This window comes from Gordonia polyisoprenivorans (genome assembly GCF_017654315.1).
In the GTDB taxonomy this organism is placed as follows: domain Bacteria; phylum Actinomycetota; class Actinomycetes; order Mycobacteriales; family Mycobacteriaceae; genus Gordonia; species Gordonia polyisoprenivorans_A.
On sequence record NZ_CP072203.1, the window covers coordinates 2,581,627 to 2,601,274 of the forward strand.

16 protein-coding genes are annotated in these 19,648 nt (G+C 69.1%); 13 read left to right on the forward strand and 3 right to left on the reverse strand.

The genetic code is table 11. From position 1 onward, the window contains the following. The first annotated feature begins 25 nt into the window (after positions 1–25). Positions 26–979, forward strand: a complete 954-nt coding sequence (locus J6U32_RS11630) for a 4-hydroxy-3-methylbut-2-enyl diphosphate reductase (protein WP_014359464.1) — start codon at positions 26–28, stop codon at positions 977–979. A gap of 34 nt (positions 980–1,013) precedes the next feature. On the opposite strand, the gene mycP is transcribed toward J6U32_RS11630, so the two are convergent. Continuing rightward, complete coding sequence (gene mycP, locus J6U32_RS11635) at positions 1,014–2,378, reverse strand: type VII secretion-associated serine protease mycosin (RefSeq protein WP_208795580.1); 1,365 nt, start codon at positions 2,376–2,378, stop codon at positions 1,014–1,016. Between the two features lie 71 nt (positions 2,379–2,449). Beyond that, the gene (gene eccD, locus J6U32_RS11640) at positions 2,450–3,982 is read right to left on the reverse strand and encodes a type VII secretion integral membrane protein EccD (RefSeq protein ID WP_244332823.1); all 1,533 of its coding nucleotides are present in this window, start codon (positions 3,980–3,982) and stop codon (positions 2,450–2,452) included. Positions 3,983–4,144: 162 nt separating this feature from the next. Between eccD and eccCa the strand changes: the two genes are divergently transcribed. From eccCa to J6U32_RS11700, 12 genes are all read left to right on the forward strand, one after another. After that, a complete protein-coding gene (eccCa, locus tag J6U32_RS11645) occupies positions 4,145–8,371 on the forward strand; it encodes a type VII secretion protein EccCa (RefSeq protein ID WP_208795581.1) in 4,227 nt (1,408 codons plus the stop codon). Next, the gene (locus tag J6U32_RS11650; protein ID WP_208795582.1) at positions 8,368–9,702 is read left to right on the forward strand and encodes a type VII secretion-associated protein; all 1,335 of its coding nucleotides are present in this window, start codon (positions 8,368–8,370) and stop codon (positions 9,700–9,702) included. Before eccCa ends, J6U32_RS11650 begins: the two co-directional genes overlap by 4 nt. A gap of 221 nt (positions 9,703–9,923) precedes the next feature. Beyond that, positions 9,924–10,367 (forward strand): 50S ribosomal protein L13, encoded by a 444-nt coding sequence (gene rplM / locus J6U32_RS11655; protein WP_208795583.1) that lies wholly within the window; start codon positions 9,924–9,926, stop codon positions 10,365–10,367. Continuing rightward, complete coding sequence (rpsI, locus tag J6U32_RS11660; protein ID WP_208795584.1) at positions 10,364–10,960, forward strand: 30S ribosomal protein S9; 597 nt, start codon at positions 10,364–10,366, stop codon at positions 10,958–10,960. Before rplM ends, rpsI begins: the two co-directional genes overlap by 4 nt. Before the next feature lies 1 nt (position 10,961). After that, positions 10,962–12,290 (forward strand): phosphoglucosamine mutase, encoded by a 1,329-nt coding sequence (glmM, locus tag J6U32_RS11665; protein ID WP_208795585.1) that lies wholly within the window; start codon positions 10,962–10,964, stop codon positions 12,288–12,290. A 13-nt stretch (positions 12,291–12,303) separates the two neighbouring features. After that, positions 12,304–12,999 carry an HAD family hydrolase gene (locus J6U32_RS11670; protein ID WP_123926298.1) on the forward strand — a complete coding sequence of 232 codons (696 nt, stop codon included), beginning with the start codon at positions 12,304–12,306 and terminating at the stop codon, positions 12,997–12,999. A 168-nt stretch (positions 13,000–13,167) separates the two neighbouring features. After that, a complete protein-coding gene (locus tag J6U32_RS11675) occupies positions 13,168–13,542 on the forward strand; it encodes a hypothetical protein (protein ID WP_208795586.1) in 375 nt (124 codons plus the stop codon). Next, the gene (locus tag J6U32_RS11680; protein ID WP_208795587.1) at positions 13,535–14,581 is read left to right on the forward strand and encodes a hypothetical protein; all 1,047 of its coding nucleotides are present in this window, start codon (positions 13,535–13,537) and stop codon (positions 14,579–14,581) included. The genes J6U32_RS11675 and J6U32_RS11680 overlap by 8 nt, the downstream gene beginning before the upstream one ends. Continuing rightward, positions 14,578–14,838 carry a hypothetical protein gene (locus tag J6U32_RS11685; RefSeq protein WP_208795588.1) on the forward strand — a complete coding sequence of 87 codons (261 nt, stop codon included), beginning with the start codon at positions 14,578–14,580 and terminating at the stop codon, positions 14,836–14,838. Before J6U32_RS11680 ends, J6U32_RS11685 begins: the two co-directional genes overlap by 4 nt. Positions 14,839–14,848: 10 nt before the next feature. Beyond that, positions 14,849–15,790, forward strand: coding sequence for an alpha/beta hydrolase (locus J6U32_RS11690; protein ID WP_208795589.1), 942 nt, complete (start codon positions 14,849–14,851; stop codon positions 15,788–15,790). Positions 15,791–15,796: 6 nt separating this feature from the next. Beyond that, complete coding sequence (glmS, locus tag J6U32_RS11695; RefSeq protein WP_208795590.1) at positions 15,797–17,659, forward strand: glutamine--fructose-6-phosphate transaminase (isomerizing); 1,863 nt, start codon at positions 15,797–15,799, stop codon at positions 17,657–17,659. 14 nt (positions 17,660–17,673) lie between these two features. Continuing rightward, entirely contained in the window at positions 17,674–19,110 is a 1,437-nt protein-coding gene (locus J6U32_RS11700) for an NAD(P)H-hydrate dehydratase (protein ID WP_208795591.1), read from the forward strand. Between the two features lie 31 nt (positions 19,111–19,141). Here the strand turns inward: J6U32_RS11700 and J6U32_RS11705 are convergent, their stop codons facing one another. Further along, positions 19,142–19,630, reverse strand: a complete 489-nt coding sequence (locus tag J6U32_RS11705) for a hypothetical protein (RefSeq protein WP_208795592.1) — start codon at positions 19,628–19,630, stop codon at positions 19,142–19,144. Positions 19,631–19,648: the final 18 nt, after the last annotated feature.

Consider the following 19,648-nt stretch of genomic DNA (forward strand, 5'->3'; position numbering starts at 1 on the left):
TGGTCCAACACGTACCCTTGGGGACATGACTGAATCCAAGCGCATCCTGCTCGCCGAACCGCGAGGATATTGCGCCGGCGTGGATCGCGCCGTGGAGACCGTCGAGCGTGCACTCGACAAGCACGGTGCGCCCGTCTACGTCCGCAAGGAGATCGTGCACAACCGGCACGTCGTCGACACCCTCGCCGAGCGTGGCGCGATCTTCGTCGGCGAGACCGACGAGGTACCCGAAGGCGCCATCGTCGTGTTCTCCGCGCACGGCGTCTCCCCGGAGGTGCACCGCACCGCCGCGCAACGCAACCTCAAGACCATCGACGCGACGTGTCCGCTGGTGACCAAGGTGCATCAGGAGGCCAAGCGCTTCGCCCGCGATGACTACGACATCCTGCTCATCGGCCACGAGGGCCACGAGGAGGTCGAGGGCACCGCGGGGGAGGCGCCGGAGCACATCCAGCTCGTGGATGGTCCCGACGCCGTCGACACCGTGAGTGTGCGTGACGAATCGAAGGTCATCTGGCTCTCCCAGACCACGCTGTCGGTGGACGAGACGATGGAGACTGTGCGCCGCCTCCGTGAGCGATTCCCCGAGCTCAACGACCCGCCCAGCGACGACATCTGTTATGCGACCCAGAACCGTCAGGTCGCCGTGAAGGCGATGGCCCCGAAGTGCGACCTGGTGATCGTCGTCGGCTCGAAGAACTCGTCGAACTCCGTGCGGCTGGTCGAGGTGGCACTGCAGAACGGCGCGTCGGCCTCCTACCTGGTCGACTATGCGCGGGAGATCGATCCGGCGTGGCTCGACGGCGTCGAGACCGTCGGCATCACCTCAGGTGCGTCGGTGCCGGAGGTCCTGGTCCGTGGGGTCATCGACTTCCTCTCCGAGTACGGCTTCGATTCCGTCGAGAAGGTCACCACCGCCGAGGAAACGCTGACCTTCGCCCTGCCGCGTGAACTGCGGCCGGCTCGGACGGCCAAGTAACCCGACCATCGGAGACGACGTACCGGTGGTCCGGTCAGTACTCGTCCGGGTCGAGTCGACGGACCCGACGATGAGGCAGTGAGAGCGCCAGAACCGCCACCACGACGGCCGCGGCGAGCCCCACGCCCACCAGCGCGACGTTGCGCGGGGTGTGATCGGGTGCCGGCGCCACCGCGGGAGCCGCGATCGGTGCGGGCACCTCGGGATCGGCGAGCGGTCCGTCGGGCAGTTCGGCGGTCAGCGCCGCGACAGTGTCGATGACCCCGTGACCGATTGCCTGGTCGTGGCCGGTGCCCGGGGCGTGCGCAGTGCGGACGATGCGGTCCATCACCTCACCCGCCGACAACGCCGGATACCGCGCGCGGACCAGCGCCACCGTGCCGGCGACGAACGGGGTGGAGAAGCTGGTACCCAGCAACGGCTGCGGACCCGAATTGCTCCGCTGCGCGTTGACCAGTGCCGGACTCCGGGGAGTGCTGTCGAGACTGATGATCCCGGTACCCGGCGCCGCGACGTCTACCCACGGCCCGTGCAGGCTGAACGAACTCGGAGCCCCGGTGCCGGCATCGACCGAACCCACCGCGAGTACGTATGGCGAGAACCACGCGGGGCTCGCCACCGTCCGCACCGATCCCCATCCGTCGGGATCGCCGGGCACCGGCGCAGGATTCTGTTCGGCGCACGCCGACCCCTGTGACAGGTTGCCCGCCGCGACCACCACGACCACGTTGCGGTCGAAGGCATAGCGGATCGCGGCACCCAGCGAGCGGTCGGCGGGCCGGCCACCCGCCGGTGAACACGCCACCTCGGAGATGTTGATGACCGTGGCACCGAGGTCGACGGCGCGCACCACCGCGTTGGCGAGGGTGCTCACCGACCCGTATCCGCCGCCGACGGCCGGGTCCGCGTCGTCGCGACGCCGATTCTTGGCGTCGAAGGCGCTGCTGGACTGGCGAATCGAGATGATCGAGGCATCCGGGGCGACCCCGGAGAAGGCGTCGTCGGACGACGGCGAGCCCGCGATGAGCCCGGCCACCAGCGTCCCGTGCGCATCACAGTCGGCGAGTCCGTCGCCGGTGGAGACGTAATCGCCTCCACCTCGCAACCGCGGGAGTCGGGGATGCGGCGTGACGCCCGTGTCGATCACGGCGACGCGTTGCCCCGCTCCGCGCGAAAAGCGCCAGGCCTCTTCCAGATTCATCATCTGCTGAGCGGGGGAGGGGTGGCTCGCAGCGGTGACGGCGACGGGCCGCGCGCACAGTGTGCGTTGTTCGGTGGGTTCCGGCGGCGCCACCGGCGCCGACCGGTTCAACGCCCCCGGGTCGACCAGAGGAGGATTGAGCGCGAAGGCGGGCCCACCGCCCGAGACGGCGATGAGCGTGATGACGGCCAGTGCCACGGCGAGGCGGACAGGAAAGCGGCGACGACCGACACCGCCGGATGCCGGTTGCCCGGCTCCGTGACGGACCACTAGATGTCCCGAACCGTTTGGTACAGATCGAGAATCCAGACGAGCAGCGGCACGATCACCACGATCAGGGCGTACTCGCCGAGCTCGGCGAGGCGTCGCATCACCGGCGAGAACTCGTGTCCGGGTGCGATCACACCGAGGACGAGCGCTACGACAAGAGCTGTCGCCGCGACGACGAATCCGACGAACGGCCACCACCCGTCGACCGCCGCCAACGAACCGACGAGCGCGGCGAGGGTCAGCACGCCGCCGGAGATCAGGACACACGCCTGCACGAGATCGCTGTGCGAGCGCCCGCGCAGACACATCACAACGGCCAGGATGACCGCCAATGCCATCGACTTGGTGTCGACCCCGGTCCACGGAGTGGCGGTGATGACCGCAGTGGGGCCGATCACCGCGGTGGCACCGGCCACGATGCCCGTAAGGTAGGCGTTCGCCAGATACGAACGACGCTCGAGCGCATCGGCTTTCGGAAGTGCCATCGCTCCGATCGCGCCGATGCCCTCGATGGTCGGGACGGGTTGGGCGTCGTCCGGATCGAGTGGGACACCGGCCGTCGGCACCGGCGGCAGAGGGAGCTTCGCCAGCACGATCGTCAGCCGCGGCGCCATCGCGACAACCAGTAACGCCGCGGCCGCGCCGACCGCGGCGACATTGCGCGTCGAGGTGTCGATGAGCAGAACCGCCACCGAGATCGCGCCACCGAGCACCGATGCGGTCAGCAGCGCGGCATGCATCACCGCGCCGACCGCGCTCAGCCGATAGGACACCACGCAGACGAGTACCACCACCGCGAAACCGAGCGAGAGATGCGCGGAGCCGAAATCGCCCGGGACGGTGAGCATGCCGGCCACGAACGCCGTCGGTGCGGCCGCGGCGGCCAGGACCGTCGCCGTGGTGTCGTCGCGATACCGATGGGCGACGATGGCCGAGGCGGTGACCAACGCCAGCGTCATCGTCGCGGCCGGGATCGCCGGCCACCAGACGTCGGAATGCCACCGCATCCCGGCCAGGGCGACCGCGCCGACGATTGCCGCCAGGATCGCCGCCGCGAATCCGATCACCCGGGCTCCCGGCGCCGACCAGTTGGCGAAGCGTGATTCGTTCAGGCGCGCAACGGCATCGACGACGTCGTCGAACAGAGCCGGTGAGTCGTCGGTACGTACCGAGGTGACCATCAGTAGATCGCCGTCACGTACCCCGGAGTCGGCGAGCGAACGATTCACCGGCAGCGGCGGCTGCCCGATGCGCGACAGGGTCCATCGGGACCGCCGATCGAGCACGTTGTCGCCGCTCGGATCCGGCTCGGTGTCGTCGGGGTCGTGCCGGCGCGGGCTGCGGGACTCGATCTGGGCCACGAGATCGCCGATGAGGGCGGCCACCGGGATCGCAGCCGGAAGTGCGACGTCGAGCTGGGTGTTGCCGCCGAGTACCGACACCCGTACCAATGCGGGTTCGATCGACGGCGCCGACGCCCGCAGCGCACCGTTCTTGGCGGGTGCCGCTGGTCGGGTATCCACAGATGACATCTCGACGTTCCTCCCCCTTGATTCGCAGTTACCATAACCACACGTTCGGCTTTGGGTGAGATGTCCTATTCGTTCCGGTGGATAACACTGCGCCCAGGACGTCCCGGTGAGTCGACGGGGGACAACGCGCGAGGGGCAAGGTAGAGGGGACGAGGGGGACAGGTGAGCACAACCGACGGTTTTGTGCGGCGGCCGCGGATCACGCCACCGCGCGCGCCCGGTGGTGAACTGAACATCCAGCCGCCCCCCGATGTGCCGCGGGTGGTGCCGGGCGGGATGTTGTTGAAATTGCTGCCGGTGATCATGGTGGTCGCGGTCATCGGGATGCTGGCGATGATGTTCGCCACCGGCGGGCGCAACATCCTGACCAATCCACTGTTCATGATGTTCCCGCTGATGATGCTGATGTCGATGTTCGGCATGTTTGCAGCGGGAGGACGTGGGGGCGGCAAGAAGGCCGCCGAACTCAACGAGGAACGCAAGGACTACTTCCGTTATCTCGCCGGGCTGCGCACGCAGGTCGGTGACACCAGCGGTGCACAGCGTGCGGCGCTGGCCTGGAGCCATCCCGACCCGCGCGGCATTCCCGATCTGATCGGGACGCGCCGGATGTGGGAGCGGCGACCGGCCGACAACGACTTCGCACATGTGCGGGTCGGCCTGGGTACGCAGCGATTGGCCACCCGTCTGGTGCCACCGGAGACCGGGCCGCTGGAAGACCTCGAGCCGGTGTCGATGGTCGCGTTGCGGCGATTCGTCCGGACACATTCGGTGGTGCATCGATTACCGACTGCGATATCGCTGCGGGGCTTTCCCGCCATCAACATCGAGGGAGTTCGCCAGGAGACCCGAGAACTGTTGCGCGCCATGGTCATCGAGTTGTGTGCCTTCCACGGACCGGACCATCTGCGGGTGGCCGTGGTGACCGCCGACCCGGCCGGTGAGGCCTGGGACTGGGCGAAATGGCTACCGCACGTCGGGCATCCCTCGCTGGCCGACGCCGTCGGACCGATGCGGATGATCTTCCCGACGCTGGCAGATCTGGAGACCGCGCTCGCCGCCGAACTGGCCGACCGTGGACGGTTCTCCCGATCGGCGCCGCCGACACCCGGTCGGGTGCACCTGGTGGTGATCATCGACGACGGCAGGGTGACCGGGGCCGAACGCCTCGTCAACGACGCCGGCATGGAGGGCGTCACCGTGCTGGACCTGACCGCGCCGCCCGACGGGCTCGCCGCCAGACGCGGACTGCAGCTGGTGGTCTCCGACGGCACGGTCTCGGCGAGAAGCGCATACGGCACCGAGGATTTCGCGACGATGGACGCGCTGGGTATCGCCGAATGCGAGGCTGTCGCCCGACGACTGGCTCGCTATCGGTTGGCGACGGCTGCTTCGCTGGCCAGCCTCGATTCCGAGGCCACCGCCCTCGATCCGGGATTGCCGGCGCTGCTGGGGATCGACGACGTGTCCCGCTTCGACACCGCGGTGCACTGGCGAGGGCGGACCGGGCGTGACCGTCTACGGGTTCCGATCGGCTACACGCCATCGGGTGGGACGGTCGAACTCGACATCAAGGAGAGCGCGCACGGCGGTACCGGTCCGCACGGGTTGTGCATCGGCGCAACGGGTTCGGGAAAGTCGGAGTTCTTGCGCACACTCGTGGTGGCGATGCTGGCCACCCACTCACCCGCCGAGCTCAATCTGGTCCTCGTCGACTTCAAGGGCGGCGCCACCTTCCTCGGGCTCGAGCGCAGCCCCCATGTGGCGGCGCTGATCACCAACCTCGAGCAGGAACTGGCGATGGTCGACCGGATGAAGGATGCGCTGTCGGGGGAATTGAATCGTCGTCAAGAGGTATTGCGCGCGGCGGGGAACTTCGCCAACGTCACCGAATACGAACAGGCCCGTGCCGCCGGTGCTCCGTTGCAACCCCTGCCGGCATTGTTCATCGTCGTCGACGAGTTCTCCGAACTACTGGCCCAGAAACCGGATTTCGCCGAACTGTTCGTCGCGATCGGACGGCTCGGGCGGTCGCTGCACATTCACCTGCTGCTCGCCTCCCAACGACTCGAGGAAGGCAAGCTGCGCGGTCTCGACAGTCACCTCTCGTATCGGATCGGTCTGAAGACGTTCTCGGCGAACGAATCCCGATCGGTACTCGGAGTGCCCGACGCGTACCACCTGCCCAGCGTGCCCGGTTCGGGATACCTCAAATGTGATGCGGGCGAGCCGATCCGGTTCAACACCTGCTACGTCTCGGGCCCGTATCACCCGCCCGCCGACGTGCGAGACACCGTGACCGGGGTCGGTGACGCACCGGGGTCACGGGGTGCGATGAAGATGTTCACCGCCCTGCCCGTCCCGTTCGACGCCGCCGACGATGCCTCAGGCCTGGACACGACGGGGGCGGATCGGATGCCGCCCGCCGCGTCCGTCGGTGCCGGTGGCTCGGTGCTCGACCAGGCGGCCGCACTGCTGTCGGTCATGCCGCCCACTGCGCCAACCCCTTCTGCGCCAACCTCTTCTGCGTCACCCCCTACCGCGTCCACCACCGCCTCCGACACCCCACCCGAGACGGCAGGCGTGACCGCCGGAACCGTGAGCGTTCCGTCCCTGCTGCAGACCCTCGTCGGACGGATCGCCGGTGCCGGGCCCAGCGCCCACGAGGTCTGGTTGCCGCCCCTCGACGAGTCGCCGACCGTGGACGGGTTGATCGGCGACCGCGACTTCTCGACACCGTCGGCCCCCGGCGATCTGCGGGTACCGGTCGGCATCATCGATCGCCCCTTCGATCAGCGGCGTGACAAGCACGTCCTCGACCTGTCGGGTGCGGCAGGCAACGTCGCGATCGTCGGCGGCCCGCAGACCGGCAAGTCGACCGCGGTACGCACGCTGATCGTCGCCGCGGCCGCCACCCACACCCCCGAACAGGTGCAGTTCTACTGTCTGGACTTCGGCGGGGGTTCCCTTGCCGGTATCGCCGGCCTACCGCATGTGGGTTCGGTCGCGACCCGCGGCGACATGGACGCGGTGCGACGCACTGTCGCCGAGGTGACCGCGGTCGTGCGGGCGCGAGAATTGCGGTTCGCCCGTCTGGGTATCGAGTCGATGTCCGATTACCGTGCGCGGCGCCAGGACTGGATGCGGACCGGCCGCACCCGGCCCGACGATCCGCTCGCCGACGACCCGCACGGCGATGTGTTCCTGGTACTCGACGGGGTCGGCGTGTTGCGCGGGGAGATGGAGTTCCTGGAAGAACAGATCGGGATCATCGTCTCCCAGGGGCTGTCGTATGGCGTCCACCTGATCGTGACGGCCACCCGGTGGGCCGAGGTCCGCCCGGCGATGCGGGACCTGATCGGCAGCCGACTCGAATTACGCCTCGGTGACGCCATGGATTCCGAACTCGGACGCAAAGCGGCCTCGCTGGTGCCGCACAATCGACCGGGGCGTGGGCTCAGCCCCGACGGCATGCATCTGCTGGTGGCATTACCGCGCCTCGACGGCGACCCCGCTCCGGCAACACTGCCGATGGGCGGACAACTCGCCCTCGACGCGATCTCGCTGGCCTACCCCGATCGGCGCGCACTACCGGTGCGCAAGCTCGGCACCGAGATCTCCGCGGCGCGGGTCGCAGAACTCGTCGCCGACGCCGAGATCGTCCTCGGTCCTCACCAGGTGGCCATCGGGGTGGGGGAGCTCGAACTCGCCCCGGTCATCCTGGATTTCGGTGTGCAGCCCCACTTCATGGCCTTCGCCGACGTCGAACACGGCAAGAGCACGCTGCTGAAGACGATCGTCTCCGGTCTGGTCACCGGGTCGACGCCGGATCAGGTGAAGGTCGTGCTGATCGACTACCGCCGCACGATGCTCGGCATCATCACCGGAGATCATCTCGCCGGGTACGCCAGTTCGGGAGAGAACGCGACGAAGATGATGCACCAGCTCGCCGCGTACTTCACCAAACGACTGCCGCCCGACGACCTCACCGTCGATGCGCTCAAGGCCCGCAGCTGGTGGTCGGGACCGGACGTGTACATCGTCGTCGACGACTACGACATGGTCGCCACCTCGTCGGGGAATCCGTTGCTGCCCTTGATCGATCTGGCATCCCACGCCCGTGACATCGGTATGCACATCGTGTTGGCGCGTCGCTCCGGTGGACTCGGGCGGGCGCTGTTCGACCCGGTGATCGGGCGGCTCAAGGATCTCTCGTCGGACATGCTGCTGATGAGCGGTGACCGCGACGAGGGATACATCACCGGGCGAACCCGCATGCAGCGGTTGCTCCCCGGCCGCGGTGAACTCGTGTCCCGCACCCGGGCCCAGGAGATGATCCAGATCGCCACCTCCGACCCGACCGACCCGACCGGCCCGGACGACTCATGACGGGCACGCTGACCACAAACCGGGGTATCCCGAGCCCCGCGACGACGACACCGGCGAGACCGCTCGTGATCGATCTCGCATACGGGCACACCACGATCGGTGCCGTCGGCGGCCCGGACGTCACCGATCTGCTCGAGGACATCGACGCCGACGTCATCGTCGCGAGCGGGGTCCGGATCAGCACCGAACAACGCTGGCGTGAGGTGCTCGCGCAGATGATCGGCGGATATCGTGGGCCGGTCCTCGTCGGTCATCCCAGCACCTGGGGTGCCGTACGCCGAGGGGTGCTCACCGGGGCCGCCGGCTCGTTGCGCCCGGACATCACGCTGGTGCCCCGGGCGATCCTCATCGCCCGCAGTCATACCGACGTGACGGTCAGCAGGTGCGCCGTCGTCGAGACGACCCACCGGCCCACCCACCGACGCGCAGCGGGGCCGCCGCGCTGGGACGTGCAGCGCCTGCGTCGTGGAGCCATCGGCTGGGAGATCGAGGATTCCGCGGTGCTCTGCCCGGTCGGCTCGGCGACCGAGGACGCCGCGGCCGTCGAGGAGGCGATCGACGACGGCATCGAGGCGGTCTACGTCGACGGTGATGATCCGGCGGAGGTGGGCCGGGCCGTAGAACTGATCCTCGACCACTCTGTGGCCGGTCGGGTCGTGGCCGTCGATCGCCGACTGGTCGCCCGCTGGGGTTCACGCGTCGCCCACATCGAGCCGCTGGATTTCGGTGACCTCGACGCGCAGATGGCCGCATCGTCGGCGCGCCGGCGGGTGGAGCTGACGCGAGGGCGGGTGCTCGCCGGGGTCCTGGCGGTGGTGGTGCTCGTCGTCGGCGTCGTCGCCGCGGTGGCGTCGACCCGACACGATCGGCCACCCGCGCCCGCCGACCACCTCGTCACCCAGGGGCGTACCAGCCTGCTGATCCCGTCCGACTGGCAGCAGACCGAACAGAACGCACCGAGTGGTGCGACGTCGTCGTCGGTGCAGTCGCGTACCGTGTTCGTCGCCCCCGAGGACGGCAGCCGCATCCTGCTGGTCCAGAGCACCGTGCGGGCGGGATCGACACCCTCGTCGGTGGCGCTCAGTCTGCGCAACCGGATCGCCCAGCGCGGTGACGACGTGGTCAGTGAGTTCTCAGCGGCGACCCGCTTCGCCGGGCGGGATGTGATCAGTTACCGCGAGGCCCCGGCGTCGGGTGCGCCGATCCGCTGGTACGTACTCGTCGAGCACGATCTACAGGTGAGCGTCGGATGTCAGGCCGGTACCGGCGGCGACTCCGTCGACGAGCCGTGCGAGCAGGCGGTGGCCTCGGCGCGCATCACCCCGGCGTGACGATGCGGATGCCGAGGTCCACTCCCGGCGACGCGGGCCGCGCGTTTTGACCCTGACCTGGGCTCTCGCGTAACCTGGATCGCTGGTGCGTGGCACCTTCTCGTCGTGCTCATCGGGCGCGGTGCGGGGAGGTAGTCGAGGCCCGGGTCCCCACTGGTCGCCGGAACAGCCTCTGCCGTCGTGCCCGACCAGCATCCATGACAAGAGTTGAAGGACCAACTGTGCCTACCTACACCCCGAAGGCCGGTGACATCACCCACGCGTGGCATGTCATCGACGCCACCGACGTGGTGCTCGGCCGGCTGGCCGTGCAGAGCGCCAATCTGCTCCGCGGCAAGCACAAGCCGACCTACGCCCCGCATGTCGACGGTGGCGATTTCGTCATCATCATCAACGCCGAGAAGGTCGCGCTGACCAGCAACAAGGCCGAGCGCAAGCTGAACTACCGGCACTCCGGGCATCCCGGTGGCCTGAAGGTCCAGACGACCGCCGAGTTGCTCGAGAGCCACCCCGAGCGCGTGCTCGAGAAAGCGATCACCGGCATGCTGCCGCACACCAAGCTCGGCCGCGCCATGGCGTCCAAGCTGAAGGTCTACGCCGGCCCGAATCACCCCCACGCGGCCCAGCGCCCCGTCCCCTTCGAAATCAAGCAGGTGGCCCAGTGAGCAACGAGAACATTTCCGACGAGGCCGTCGAGGCCGCCGTGGAGAACGCTGCCGAGGTCCAGGCCGCTGCCGGTGACGACACCGCAGCTGCCGAGAGCGCCGTCGAAGCCGCCGTCGAGGCCGTCGAGTCGGTCGAGCAGGCCGCCGACGACTACGACACCGACGCCGTCGCCGAGCCCGCCTTCGATCGTGGCCCGATCGTCATCGACCGCCCGATCCAGACCGTCGGTCGCCGCAAGGAGGCCGTGGTCCGTGTTCGCCTGGTGCCCGGCTCCGGTCAGTTCGTCCTCAACGGCCGCACCATCGAGGACTACTTCCCGAACAAGGTGCACCAGCAGCTGATCAAGGCTCCGCTGGTCACCGTCGAGCGCACCGAGTCGTTCGACATCTACGCCAAGCTCGTCGGTGGCGGCCCCTCGGGCCAGGCCGGCGCGCTGCGTCTGGCGATCGCCCGTGCCCTCATCGAGGTCACCCCGGAGGATCGTCCGGCCCTGAAGAAGGCCGGCTTCCTCACGCGCGACCCGCGTGCGGTCGAGCGCAAGAAGTACGGCCTGAAGAAGGCCCGCAAGGCGTCGCAGTACTCCAAGCGCTGACTTGGCACGCCTTTTCGGAACCGACGGCGTCCGAGGCCTGGCCAACGCCGAGCTCACCACCGAGCTCGCGTTGCGCCTGGCCTCGGCCGCCGCGTTCGTTCTCGGTACCGGCCCCCGACCCCGCGCGGTCGTCGGCCGGGATCCGCGCGCCTCGGGCGAAATGCTGGAGGCCGCGGTCTGTGCCGGGCTGGCCGCCTCCGGTGTCGACGCGATCCGTGTCGGCATCCTGCCCACCCCGGCCATCGCCTTCCTCACCGCCGACTACGGCGCCGCCTTCGGCGTGATGATCTCGGCGTCGCACAACGCGATGCCCGACAACGGGATCAAGTTCTTCGGCGCCGGTGGACACAAACTCGACGACGAGATCGAGGACCGTATCGCCGCGGCGATGGACACCGACTTGCCCCGCCCCACCGGTGCCGGCGTCGGCCGACTGTCCGACGCGCCCGATGCGTCCCAGCGTTATGCCCGGCATCTGACCGAGGCGATCGACGTCCGGCTCGACTCGCTGACCGTGGTGGTCGACTGCGCCAACGGCGCAGCATCTCTCATCGCCCCGCAGGTCTACGCCGCCGCGGGGGCCACGGTCATCCCCATTCACGCCGACCCCGACGGCATCAACATCAACGAGGACTGCGGCTCGACCCACATGGGAAAGCTGCAGGCCGCGGTACTCGAACACGGCGCCGATCTCGGGTTGGCCCACGACGGTGACGCCGATCGCTGTCTCGCGGTCGACTCGACCGGCCAGATCGTCGACGGCGACCACATCATGGCGATTCTCGCGGCCGCGCTGCACCGCCACGGACGCCTGCACGAGGGCGTGCTCGTCACCACGGTGATGAGCAACCTCGGTCTGCACATCGCGATGCGGGAAGCGGGAATCGCGTTGCGTACCACCGCCGTCGGCGATCGCTACGTTCTCGAGGAACTCCGCCGCGGTGGGTTCTCGCTCGGCGGCGAACAATCCGGGCACATCGTCGTCCCGACATCGGGCACCACCGGCGACGGCATCCTCACCGGTCTGCTGCTGATGGCGGAGATGGTCGAGAGCTCCTCGCGACTGGCCGATCTCGCGGCCGTCATGACGGTGCTGCCGCAGGAACTGATCAACGTGCGCGTCACCGACAAGCACGCGGTCGCCACTGCCGCGGCGGTCACCGAGGCGGTCTCGGCCGCTGCGGCCGAGCTCGGTGATCGAGGTCGAATTCTGTTGCGTCCGTCCGGAACCGAGCAGTTGGTTCGCGTGATGGTGGAGGCGCCGACCCCGGATCTGGCGCATGCGATCGCGGCGCGCGTCGCCGACGTCGTCGAGACCGCCGGCGCGTGACGCACACACGGTCATGAGCGGTGTCCCGAAGGCGGTCCTGTTCGATTTCTCGGGCACGCTCTTCCGCTTCGAGGCACGTGACGAGTGGTTCGCCGGCCTCCACGATCAGCAGGGCCGGCCGCTGCACGTCGACGCGCAAGCCGAGTTGGTGCGCCGCATGACCCAGCCGGTCGGATTGCCCGCCGACATCCTCGACGACGACCGGATCGCCTGGGAGCGGCGAGATCTCGACCCCGTCCAACATCGGCGCGCCTATCTGGCGATGCTGCGCACCTCGGGGCTGACCGTGCCCGGCCATGCGGAATCGCTGTACGAGCGGGTACTCGACCCGCACTCGTGGGTACCCTTTCCCGACACCGCTACGGTCTTGACCGCGCTGTCGGCCCGGCGGATTCCCGTGGGCGTCGTCAGCAACATCGCCTTCGACCTCCGAAAAGTGTTGTCGCTGCACGACCTCGCCGACACCGTCGGCGCGTACGCATTGTCCTACGAGGTCGGTGCGATCAAACCCAATCCCCGGATCTTCCATGCCGCACTCGATGTGCTCGGCGTGGCGGGCTACGACTGCCTGATGGTCGGCGACAGCGAGGAGGCCGACGGCGGGGCGCGGCGGATCGGTGCCGCCTTCGAACTCGTGCACGACCTCCCACCGCAGCAGCGGCCCACCGCGCTCGGTGACGCCGTCCGCGCGCACGGTATCGACCTCTGACGGTGCGACCGGTCCGGAGGAGAAAAGCCGCGCGCGTCGGCGCCCGATACGTGAGACTTGGGTGAGATGGGTGAAATCGGCGTGAGGGGAACCATGGGGACGTCGCGTGCGTCCAACCTCACGGTGGAGATCTCGAGACGAGTGTGGTCAGCAGGGGAGGGAGTCGGTGTGGAGCACGAGAGTGTCTCGGCCGAAGAGGCGACCGGGGTGACGTCGCGGGCCGGGGTGTCGGTCGACATCGACGAGGTGATCGCCGTCGCCGACTTCTATCGCAAGACCTCGCAGGTACTCGCGGTGGCCGCCGGCGACCTCGACGAGCATCGGTTCGGGACCTGGGCCGCCGACGATGACGACCATGCCGAGCTCGCCGGTCGCTTCACCGCGATCAGCCGTGTGCTGACCGAACGGCTGCGAGATCAGTCGGAGTCGGCCGCGGCGCTCTCGAAACTCCTGACGCGCGGACTCGCCGCGATCGATGCCGCCGACGACGAGGCGGCGCGAGGTGTGTCCGCCGCGGCTGCGGGAGCTGAGTCGGATGGCTGATCCGTCGGAAACGCTTGTGGCACTTCGTGATCGGGCGATCGCGGGTGTCGAGGACCTGATCTCGGTGCTCGGTGCCGGTCGCGTCGTCGGGGTGGCCGTTCCCCCCGACGACGAACTCCGGGCAGTGCTGGCGCGGACCGGACGGCTCGACATCCCCGGATTGGCCGCCGACGCACGCCGGCTGGCCGCCGTGCACCGGGTGGTCGCCGACCAGATGCATCGGCTGCCCGAACAGCAGGTACGTCTCGACCATGGCTGGTCGTCGGGTGCCGGAGCCGTTGCCGTCGGTCTGGTGATCGAACACCAGCGCCGCGCCGAGGCCGATCTGACGGTGGTTCGCTCGGTGGCGGAGGCGACGAGTGCCGCGGCAGCGGGCATCGCTCAGATCCTGCGTACCTGGTATCGCACGGTGGCCCGGCTGTCGTCGCCGCTGGTCGCAGGCATGCCGTTGTCCGAGCTCCCCGTGGCGGTGCTGACCGGTCGCGTCCCGCCCGCGGTGGTCGCCGCCGACATCACCTCCCGGATCGCGCTGCTGACCACGACCGCACAAGCGACCCAGAGCGGTGTGCGGGCGATTCTCTCGATCCTTGCCCGATCCGCCGACGAGTGGGACCTGACGCAGCGCACCGAGGCACCGGCGCGGGTGCGAGTGCCGGACGGCGACGGCGGTCCACCCGCCGAGAGGCGCGATGTCCCCGTCGAGGACAAGGCACCGACGCCCGACGCCGCGCGACCCGTGCCCGCCGGACACTCCGCGCACGTCCCGGTGACCGACGGGTCTCCGGCCGTCGAGCCGAAGTCGAGTCCGGCCCCGGAGGGCCCCGACGTACCGTTCACGCTCACCGCCGAGGAGGCAGGTACAGGTCAGGCCGGCTCGAGTACCCAGCCGGCGCCGTCACCGGACTCGGCCCCGTTGCCGCAAACCGACCCGTCGCCGCAAACCGACCCGTCATCGCAAGCCGCCTCGTCACCCCCAGCTGCCCCGAATCCGGGGCCGCGGGCCCCGGCGTCCGATCTGGCCCTGGCAGGTGATCAGTGAACGCGGCCGAGCAGATCGAACACCTCACCCGATCGACCATCGGGCGCCTGACCGCCGCCTCCCGCGAGTTCAGCGAGACCCAGCAGGCGCTGGTGGCCCGACTCGACGACCACCAACTCGCGCACCGCACCGAGGTGTCGCAACTGCGCACCGACCTGCAGACCGCGGCCGATGCCGCCGACAACGCCACGCCACGGATCCTGCTGCCCGCCGACATCGCCGAGGCCAGTCCCCACGGCGCGGGCGCAACCGAATAGGCTGTTTCCCGTGTCCGGCAAGAAGCGATCCAGCAAGCCGTCCAAGCCACCTGCCAAGCAGTTCAAGGCGCTGACGAGGCGCGGTCCGCACCGTGTGCTCGCGGGCAATCTGGGCATCGTCGGAATCGAGGGGCGAGTGTTCACGCCCGCCGAGGGCACCCGGTTACCGGCCATCGCGTTCGGCCACACCTGGCTGTCCGGCGGCAACCGATACCGGGATCTGGCCTACCACCTGGCCTCGTGGGGTTTCGTCGTCGCACTCCCACAGGGGCAGCGCGGACTGATGCCCTCGGATGTGGGACTTGCCGCCGAGATGCGTTCGGCACTCGGTGTGGTCTGCAGTGCACCCCTCGGCGACGGTGGGATCACCGTCGACTCAGCGAAGGTCGGGTTCGCCGGACACGGCTTCGGCGCCGCGGCTGCGGTGCTCGCTGCCTCCGACGAGCTGTTGCTGGGTCAGGAACCGGTGCCGACGTCGGGTGTGGTGGCGATCTTCCCGGCCCCGACGACCGCATTGCTGCCGGCCGCCGCGCCACGCGTCACCGCGCCCGGGCTCATCCTGGCGGCCGGGACCGAACTCGACACCTTCGACGCCAATGCCCGTCCGCTCGCGCGTGAGTACGGCGGTGATGTGGTGTTGCGCACTCTGCCTGCCGCAACCAGTCGCGGGCTTCTCGAACGCCGCACCTGGAAGACGATCCTCGGGGCGAACGGGGCCGACAAGACCACACATCGGCAGGTCCGCGCACTGATGACGGGATTCCTCCTGCACACCGTTGCCGGCGACACCGACTATGCCGGGTTTGGTGACCCGGAGGCCGTCATCGGCAAGAGCCTGGTTGTCGACCCCTCCGACGAGCCCGAACACGAGTTGGATCACATCTCTCGTCTGCTCGGCGCCAAGCCCCGCGAACAGCGTGGCCGGATCGCCCGCAGAATCCCGGTACCCTGACCTTCTATGTGTGGAATCGTCGGATATGTGGGAGGGCGTGACGCCCTCGACATCGTGGTCGAAGCGCTGCGGCGGATGGAGTATCGCGGCTACGACTCGGCGGGTGTGGCGATCCTCGACGGCCACGGGCATACCGCGATCGAGAAGAAGGCCGGGCGGCTGGAGAACCTCGACAAGGTGATCGCCGGGGTCGGGCGGGAGACGTTGTCGGGCACCACCGGGATGGGCCACACCAGGTGGGCGACCCACGGTCAGCCGACCGACCGCAACGCACACCCGCACGCGAGCACCGACGGCAAGCTCGCCGTGGTGCACAACGGGATCATCGAGAACTACGCGCCGCTGCGTGACGAGCTCGAGGCCGAGGGTATCGAGTTCGCCTCCGACACCGACACCGAGACCGCGGTCCATCTCGTCGAACGCGAGTATGTTCACGGCCCCGACGCCGGTGACTTCGTGGCGAGTGCCTACCGCGCCCTGCGCCGCCTCGAAGGTGCGTTCACGCTGGTGTTCACCCACTCCGATCACCCGGGCACGATCGTGGCGGCACGCCGCTCGACCCCGCTCGTGGTGGGCGTGGGCGTCGGCGAGATGTTCGTCGCATCCGATGTGACGGCATTCATCGAGCACACCCGCGAAGCAGTGGAGCTCGGTCAGGACGAGGTCGTGGTGATCACCGCCGACAGCTACGCCATCACCGACTTCGACCAGAATCCCCGGGCGGGTAAACCGTTCCACATCGACTGGGATCTCGCCGCCGCCGAGAAGGGCGGCTACGACTTCTTCATGCTCAAGGAGATCGCCGAGCAGCCCGCCGCGCTGGCCGACACCCTGCTCGGCCACCTCGAGGAGGGTCGCATCGTCCTCGACGAGCAACGCCTCACCGATCAGGACCTGCGTGACGTCGACAAGGTCTTCGTCGTGGCCTGCGGTACGGCTTATCACGCCGGGATGCTCGCCAAGTACGCGATCGAGCACTGGACGCGCCTGCCCGTCGAGGTCGAACTGGCCAGCGAGTTCCGTTATCGGGACCCGGTGCTGGATCGCTCGACGCTGGTCGTGGCGATCTCACAGTCCGGCGAGACCGCCGACACCCTCGAGGCCGTCCGGCACGCCAAGGACCAGAAGGCCCGCGTGCTGGCGATCTGTAACACCAACGGCGCGCAGATCCCGCGCGAGTCCGACGCCGTGCTCTACACCCACGCCGGACCCGAGATCGGGGTGGCCTCCACCAAGTGTTTCCTCGCCCAGATCGCGGCGGCCTACATGGTCGGCCTGGCTCTGGCACAGGCTCGCGGGACGAAGTACGCCGACGAGGTCGCCCGTGAGTTCGCGGCGATGGAGCACATGATCGAGGCGGTCCGCGACGTCCTCGGCACGATGGAACCGGTGCGCGAGCTCGCCCACTCGCTGGCCCATCACAACACCGTGCTGTTCATCGGCCGTCACGTCGGGTATCCGGTGGCGCTCGAGGGCGCGTTGAAACTCAAGGAACTCGCGTACATGCACGCGGAGGGTTTCGCGGCCGGCGAGCTCAAACACGGCCCGATCGCACTCATCGAGGACGGCTTGCCGGTGATCGTCGTGATGCCCTCACCCGACGGCCGTGCGGTCCTGCATTCGAAGATGGTCTCCAATATCCGGGAGATCCAGGCACGCGGGGCGGTCACCATCGTGATCGCCGAGGACGACGACGCATCGGCGAAATCCGTTGCCGATCACTTCATCCCGATCCCCAAGACGCCGACACTGTTGCAGCCGTTGGTGTCGACGGTGCCGTTGCAGGTGTTCGCCGCCAGTGTCGCGCAAGCCCGTGGCTACGACGTCGACAAGCCTCGCAACCTGGCCAAGTCGGTCACGGTCGAGTAGATCCGGACACGCTCATGCCGGTCAGTCACTTCACCGCCGAAGAGGTCCGGGCCGCAGAGCGCGCCACCGGACACCTGCTGACCGACGGCACGCTGATGCGCCGCGCCTCGCACGGTGTCGCGCAGGTCGTCATCGGTGAATTCGCTTCTACGGGCGGATGTTACGGACGCCGGGTGGGGCTCGTGGTGGGTGCCGGCGACAACGGCGGCGATGCCCTGTTCGCCGGGGCGGAGCTCGCCCGCCGCGGTGTCGACGTGACCGCCGTGCTCCTCGCCCCCGACAAGGCGCACCCGGCCGGACTGGCCGCGCTACGGCGTCGCGGTGGGCGTGTCGTTGCGGCACTGCCCACCGATCTCGACGCCGTCATCGACGGTGTGGTGGGCATCGGTGGGCGAGGCCCGTTGCGCGACAACGCCGCCGAGGTGTTCGCGGCGCTCGACCCGGGCGTGACCGTCGTCGCGGTCGATCTGCCCTCCGGCGTGGACGCCGACACCGGCGAGGTCCATCACCCCGCGGTGCGCGCCGATGTCACCGTCACCTTCGGGGTGCTGCGCAACGCGCATCTGCTCGCCGGGCCACAGTGTGGGCGAATCCACCTGGTCGACATCGGGCTGTCGGGAACCATCGGTCGTCAGGGCGGCCCCTTCTTGTACTCGTTGTCGGACACCGAGATCGCCGAGGCCTGGCCGATACCGGGTGCCCACGACGACAAGTACACACAGGGTGTCGTCGGCGTGATCGCCGGCTCGCACCGCTATCCCGGCGCGGCGATCCTCGCCTCGGGCGCCGCCGTCACCGCCACGTCGGGCATGACCCGCTACGTCGGTTCCGCGCACGCCGAGGTCGTCGAACATTTCCCGGAAGTGGTTGCGGTGCCGGATCTCTCCGATGCGGGCCGGGTACAGGCCTGGGTGATCGGGCCCGGCGCGGGCACCGACGCCGCCGCACTCGAGGTGCTGCGCACCGTGCTGGGCACCGATCTGCCCGTGCTCGTCGACGCCGACGCACTCACCCTCGTCGCCGACCACCACGATCTCGTCGTCGGGCGTGACGCGCCGACCCTGCTCACCCCGCACGCCGGCGAATTCGCCCGTCTCACCGGCGAACCGGTCGGACCGGACCGGCTCGGCGCGGTCTCGTCGCTGGCCCGGCGATGGGGGGTGACCGTACTCCTCAAGGGCCGCATCACCCTCGTCGCCGACTCCGACGGCGTCGTCCATGGGAACGACGCCGGATCGTCGTGGGCGGCCACTGCCGGTGCGGGAGACGTGCTCTCGGGGATCGCCGGAGCACTGCTCGCTGCCGGGTTACCGCCGATCTGGGCCGGTGCCGCCGCCGCTCGGGTCCATGCACACGCCGCCGCGGTGGCGGCTCGGGGTGCCCCCATCGGCGCCTCGGCGCTCCTCGGCGCACTCCGACCGGCGATCCGAGAGTTGCTCGCCGGTTCGTGACCCGATAAGCACCGGTCACCAGAACCTCAGGTCACAGGAAGAACGGCAGCCACCACACGCCCGCTATCAGCACGGGCAGGGTGACCACACCACTCGCGATCGCCGCGCCGACGAATTCGCTCGTCGCGGGTAGCGGTCCGGTCGGATCGTTGCGCGCCGTTCGGTCCGGCGTCGCCGGGTGTCGCGTGGGACGCGAGACGAACGCCGTGATCACCAGCACCATCGATGTCCACGCGCCGAGGACCGCTTGCACCCCGTGAACGGCCGCCAGTACCAGGACCGGCCGCCACCACCGACCGCCGGAACCGGAGATCTCGGCGTCGAGCCCGCCGAGGCCGCCGATCATGAACAGGACGCCACCGACGAGGTAGCAGACCCCGGCCGCGCCACAGGCGATCCACGCCCCGCGCAACAGCACCCTCGTGGCCGGCCGGCGGGGACTGTGACCGGCTGGGATTCCGGACGTCGACGTGGCAGGCGCCATTGGCGGGTGCGGGGTGTGGAATCGGGGAGCGTGCATGCGCAGGGCCTTTCGGCG

Excerpts from the sequence above, each read along its gene's own strand:
- J6U32_RS11630 (WP_014359464.1), top strand. The coding sequence starts at position 26 with ATGACTGAATCCAAGCGCATCCTGCTCGCCGAACCGCGAGGATATTGC.
- eccD (WP_244332823.1), bottom strand. The coding sequence starts at position 3,982 with ATGTCATCTGTGGATACCCGACCAGCGGCACCCGCCAAGAACGGTGCG.
- J6U32_RS11650 (WP_208795582.1), top strand. The coding sequence starts at position 8,368 with ATGACGGGCACGCTGACCACAAACCGGGGTATCCCGAGCCCCGCGACG.
- J6U32_RS11670 (WP_123926298.1), top strand. The coding sequence starts at position 12,304 with ATGAGCGGTGTCCCGAAGGCGGTCCTGTTCGATTTCTCGGGCACGCTC.
- J6U32_RS11680 (WP_208795587.1), top strand. The coding sequence starts at position 13,535 with ATGGCTGATCCGTCGGAAACGCTTGTGGCACTTCGTGATCGGGCGATC.
- glmS (WP_208795590.1), top strand. The coding sequence starts at position 15,797 with ATGTGTGGAATCGTCGGATATGTGGGAGGGCGTGACGCCCTCGACATC.
- J6U32_RS11700 (WP_208795591.1), top strand. The coding sequence starts at position 17,674 with ATGCCGGTCAGTCACTTCACCGCCGAAGAGGTCCGGGCCGCAGAGCGC.
- J6U32_RS11705 (WP_208795592.1), bottom strand. The coding sequence starts at position 19,630 with ATGCACGCTCCCCGATTCCACACCCCGCACCCGCCAATGGCGCCTGCC.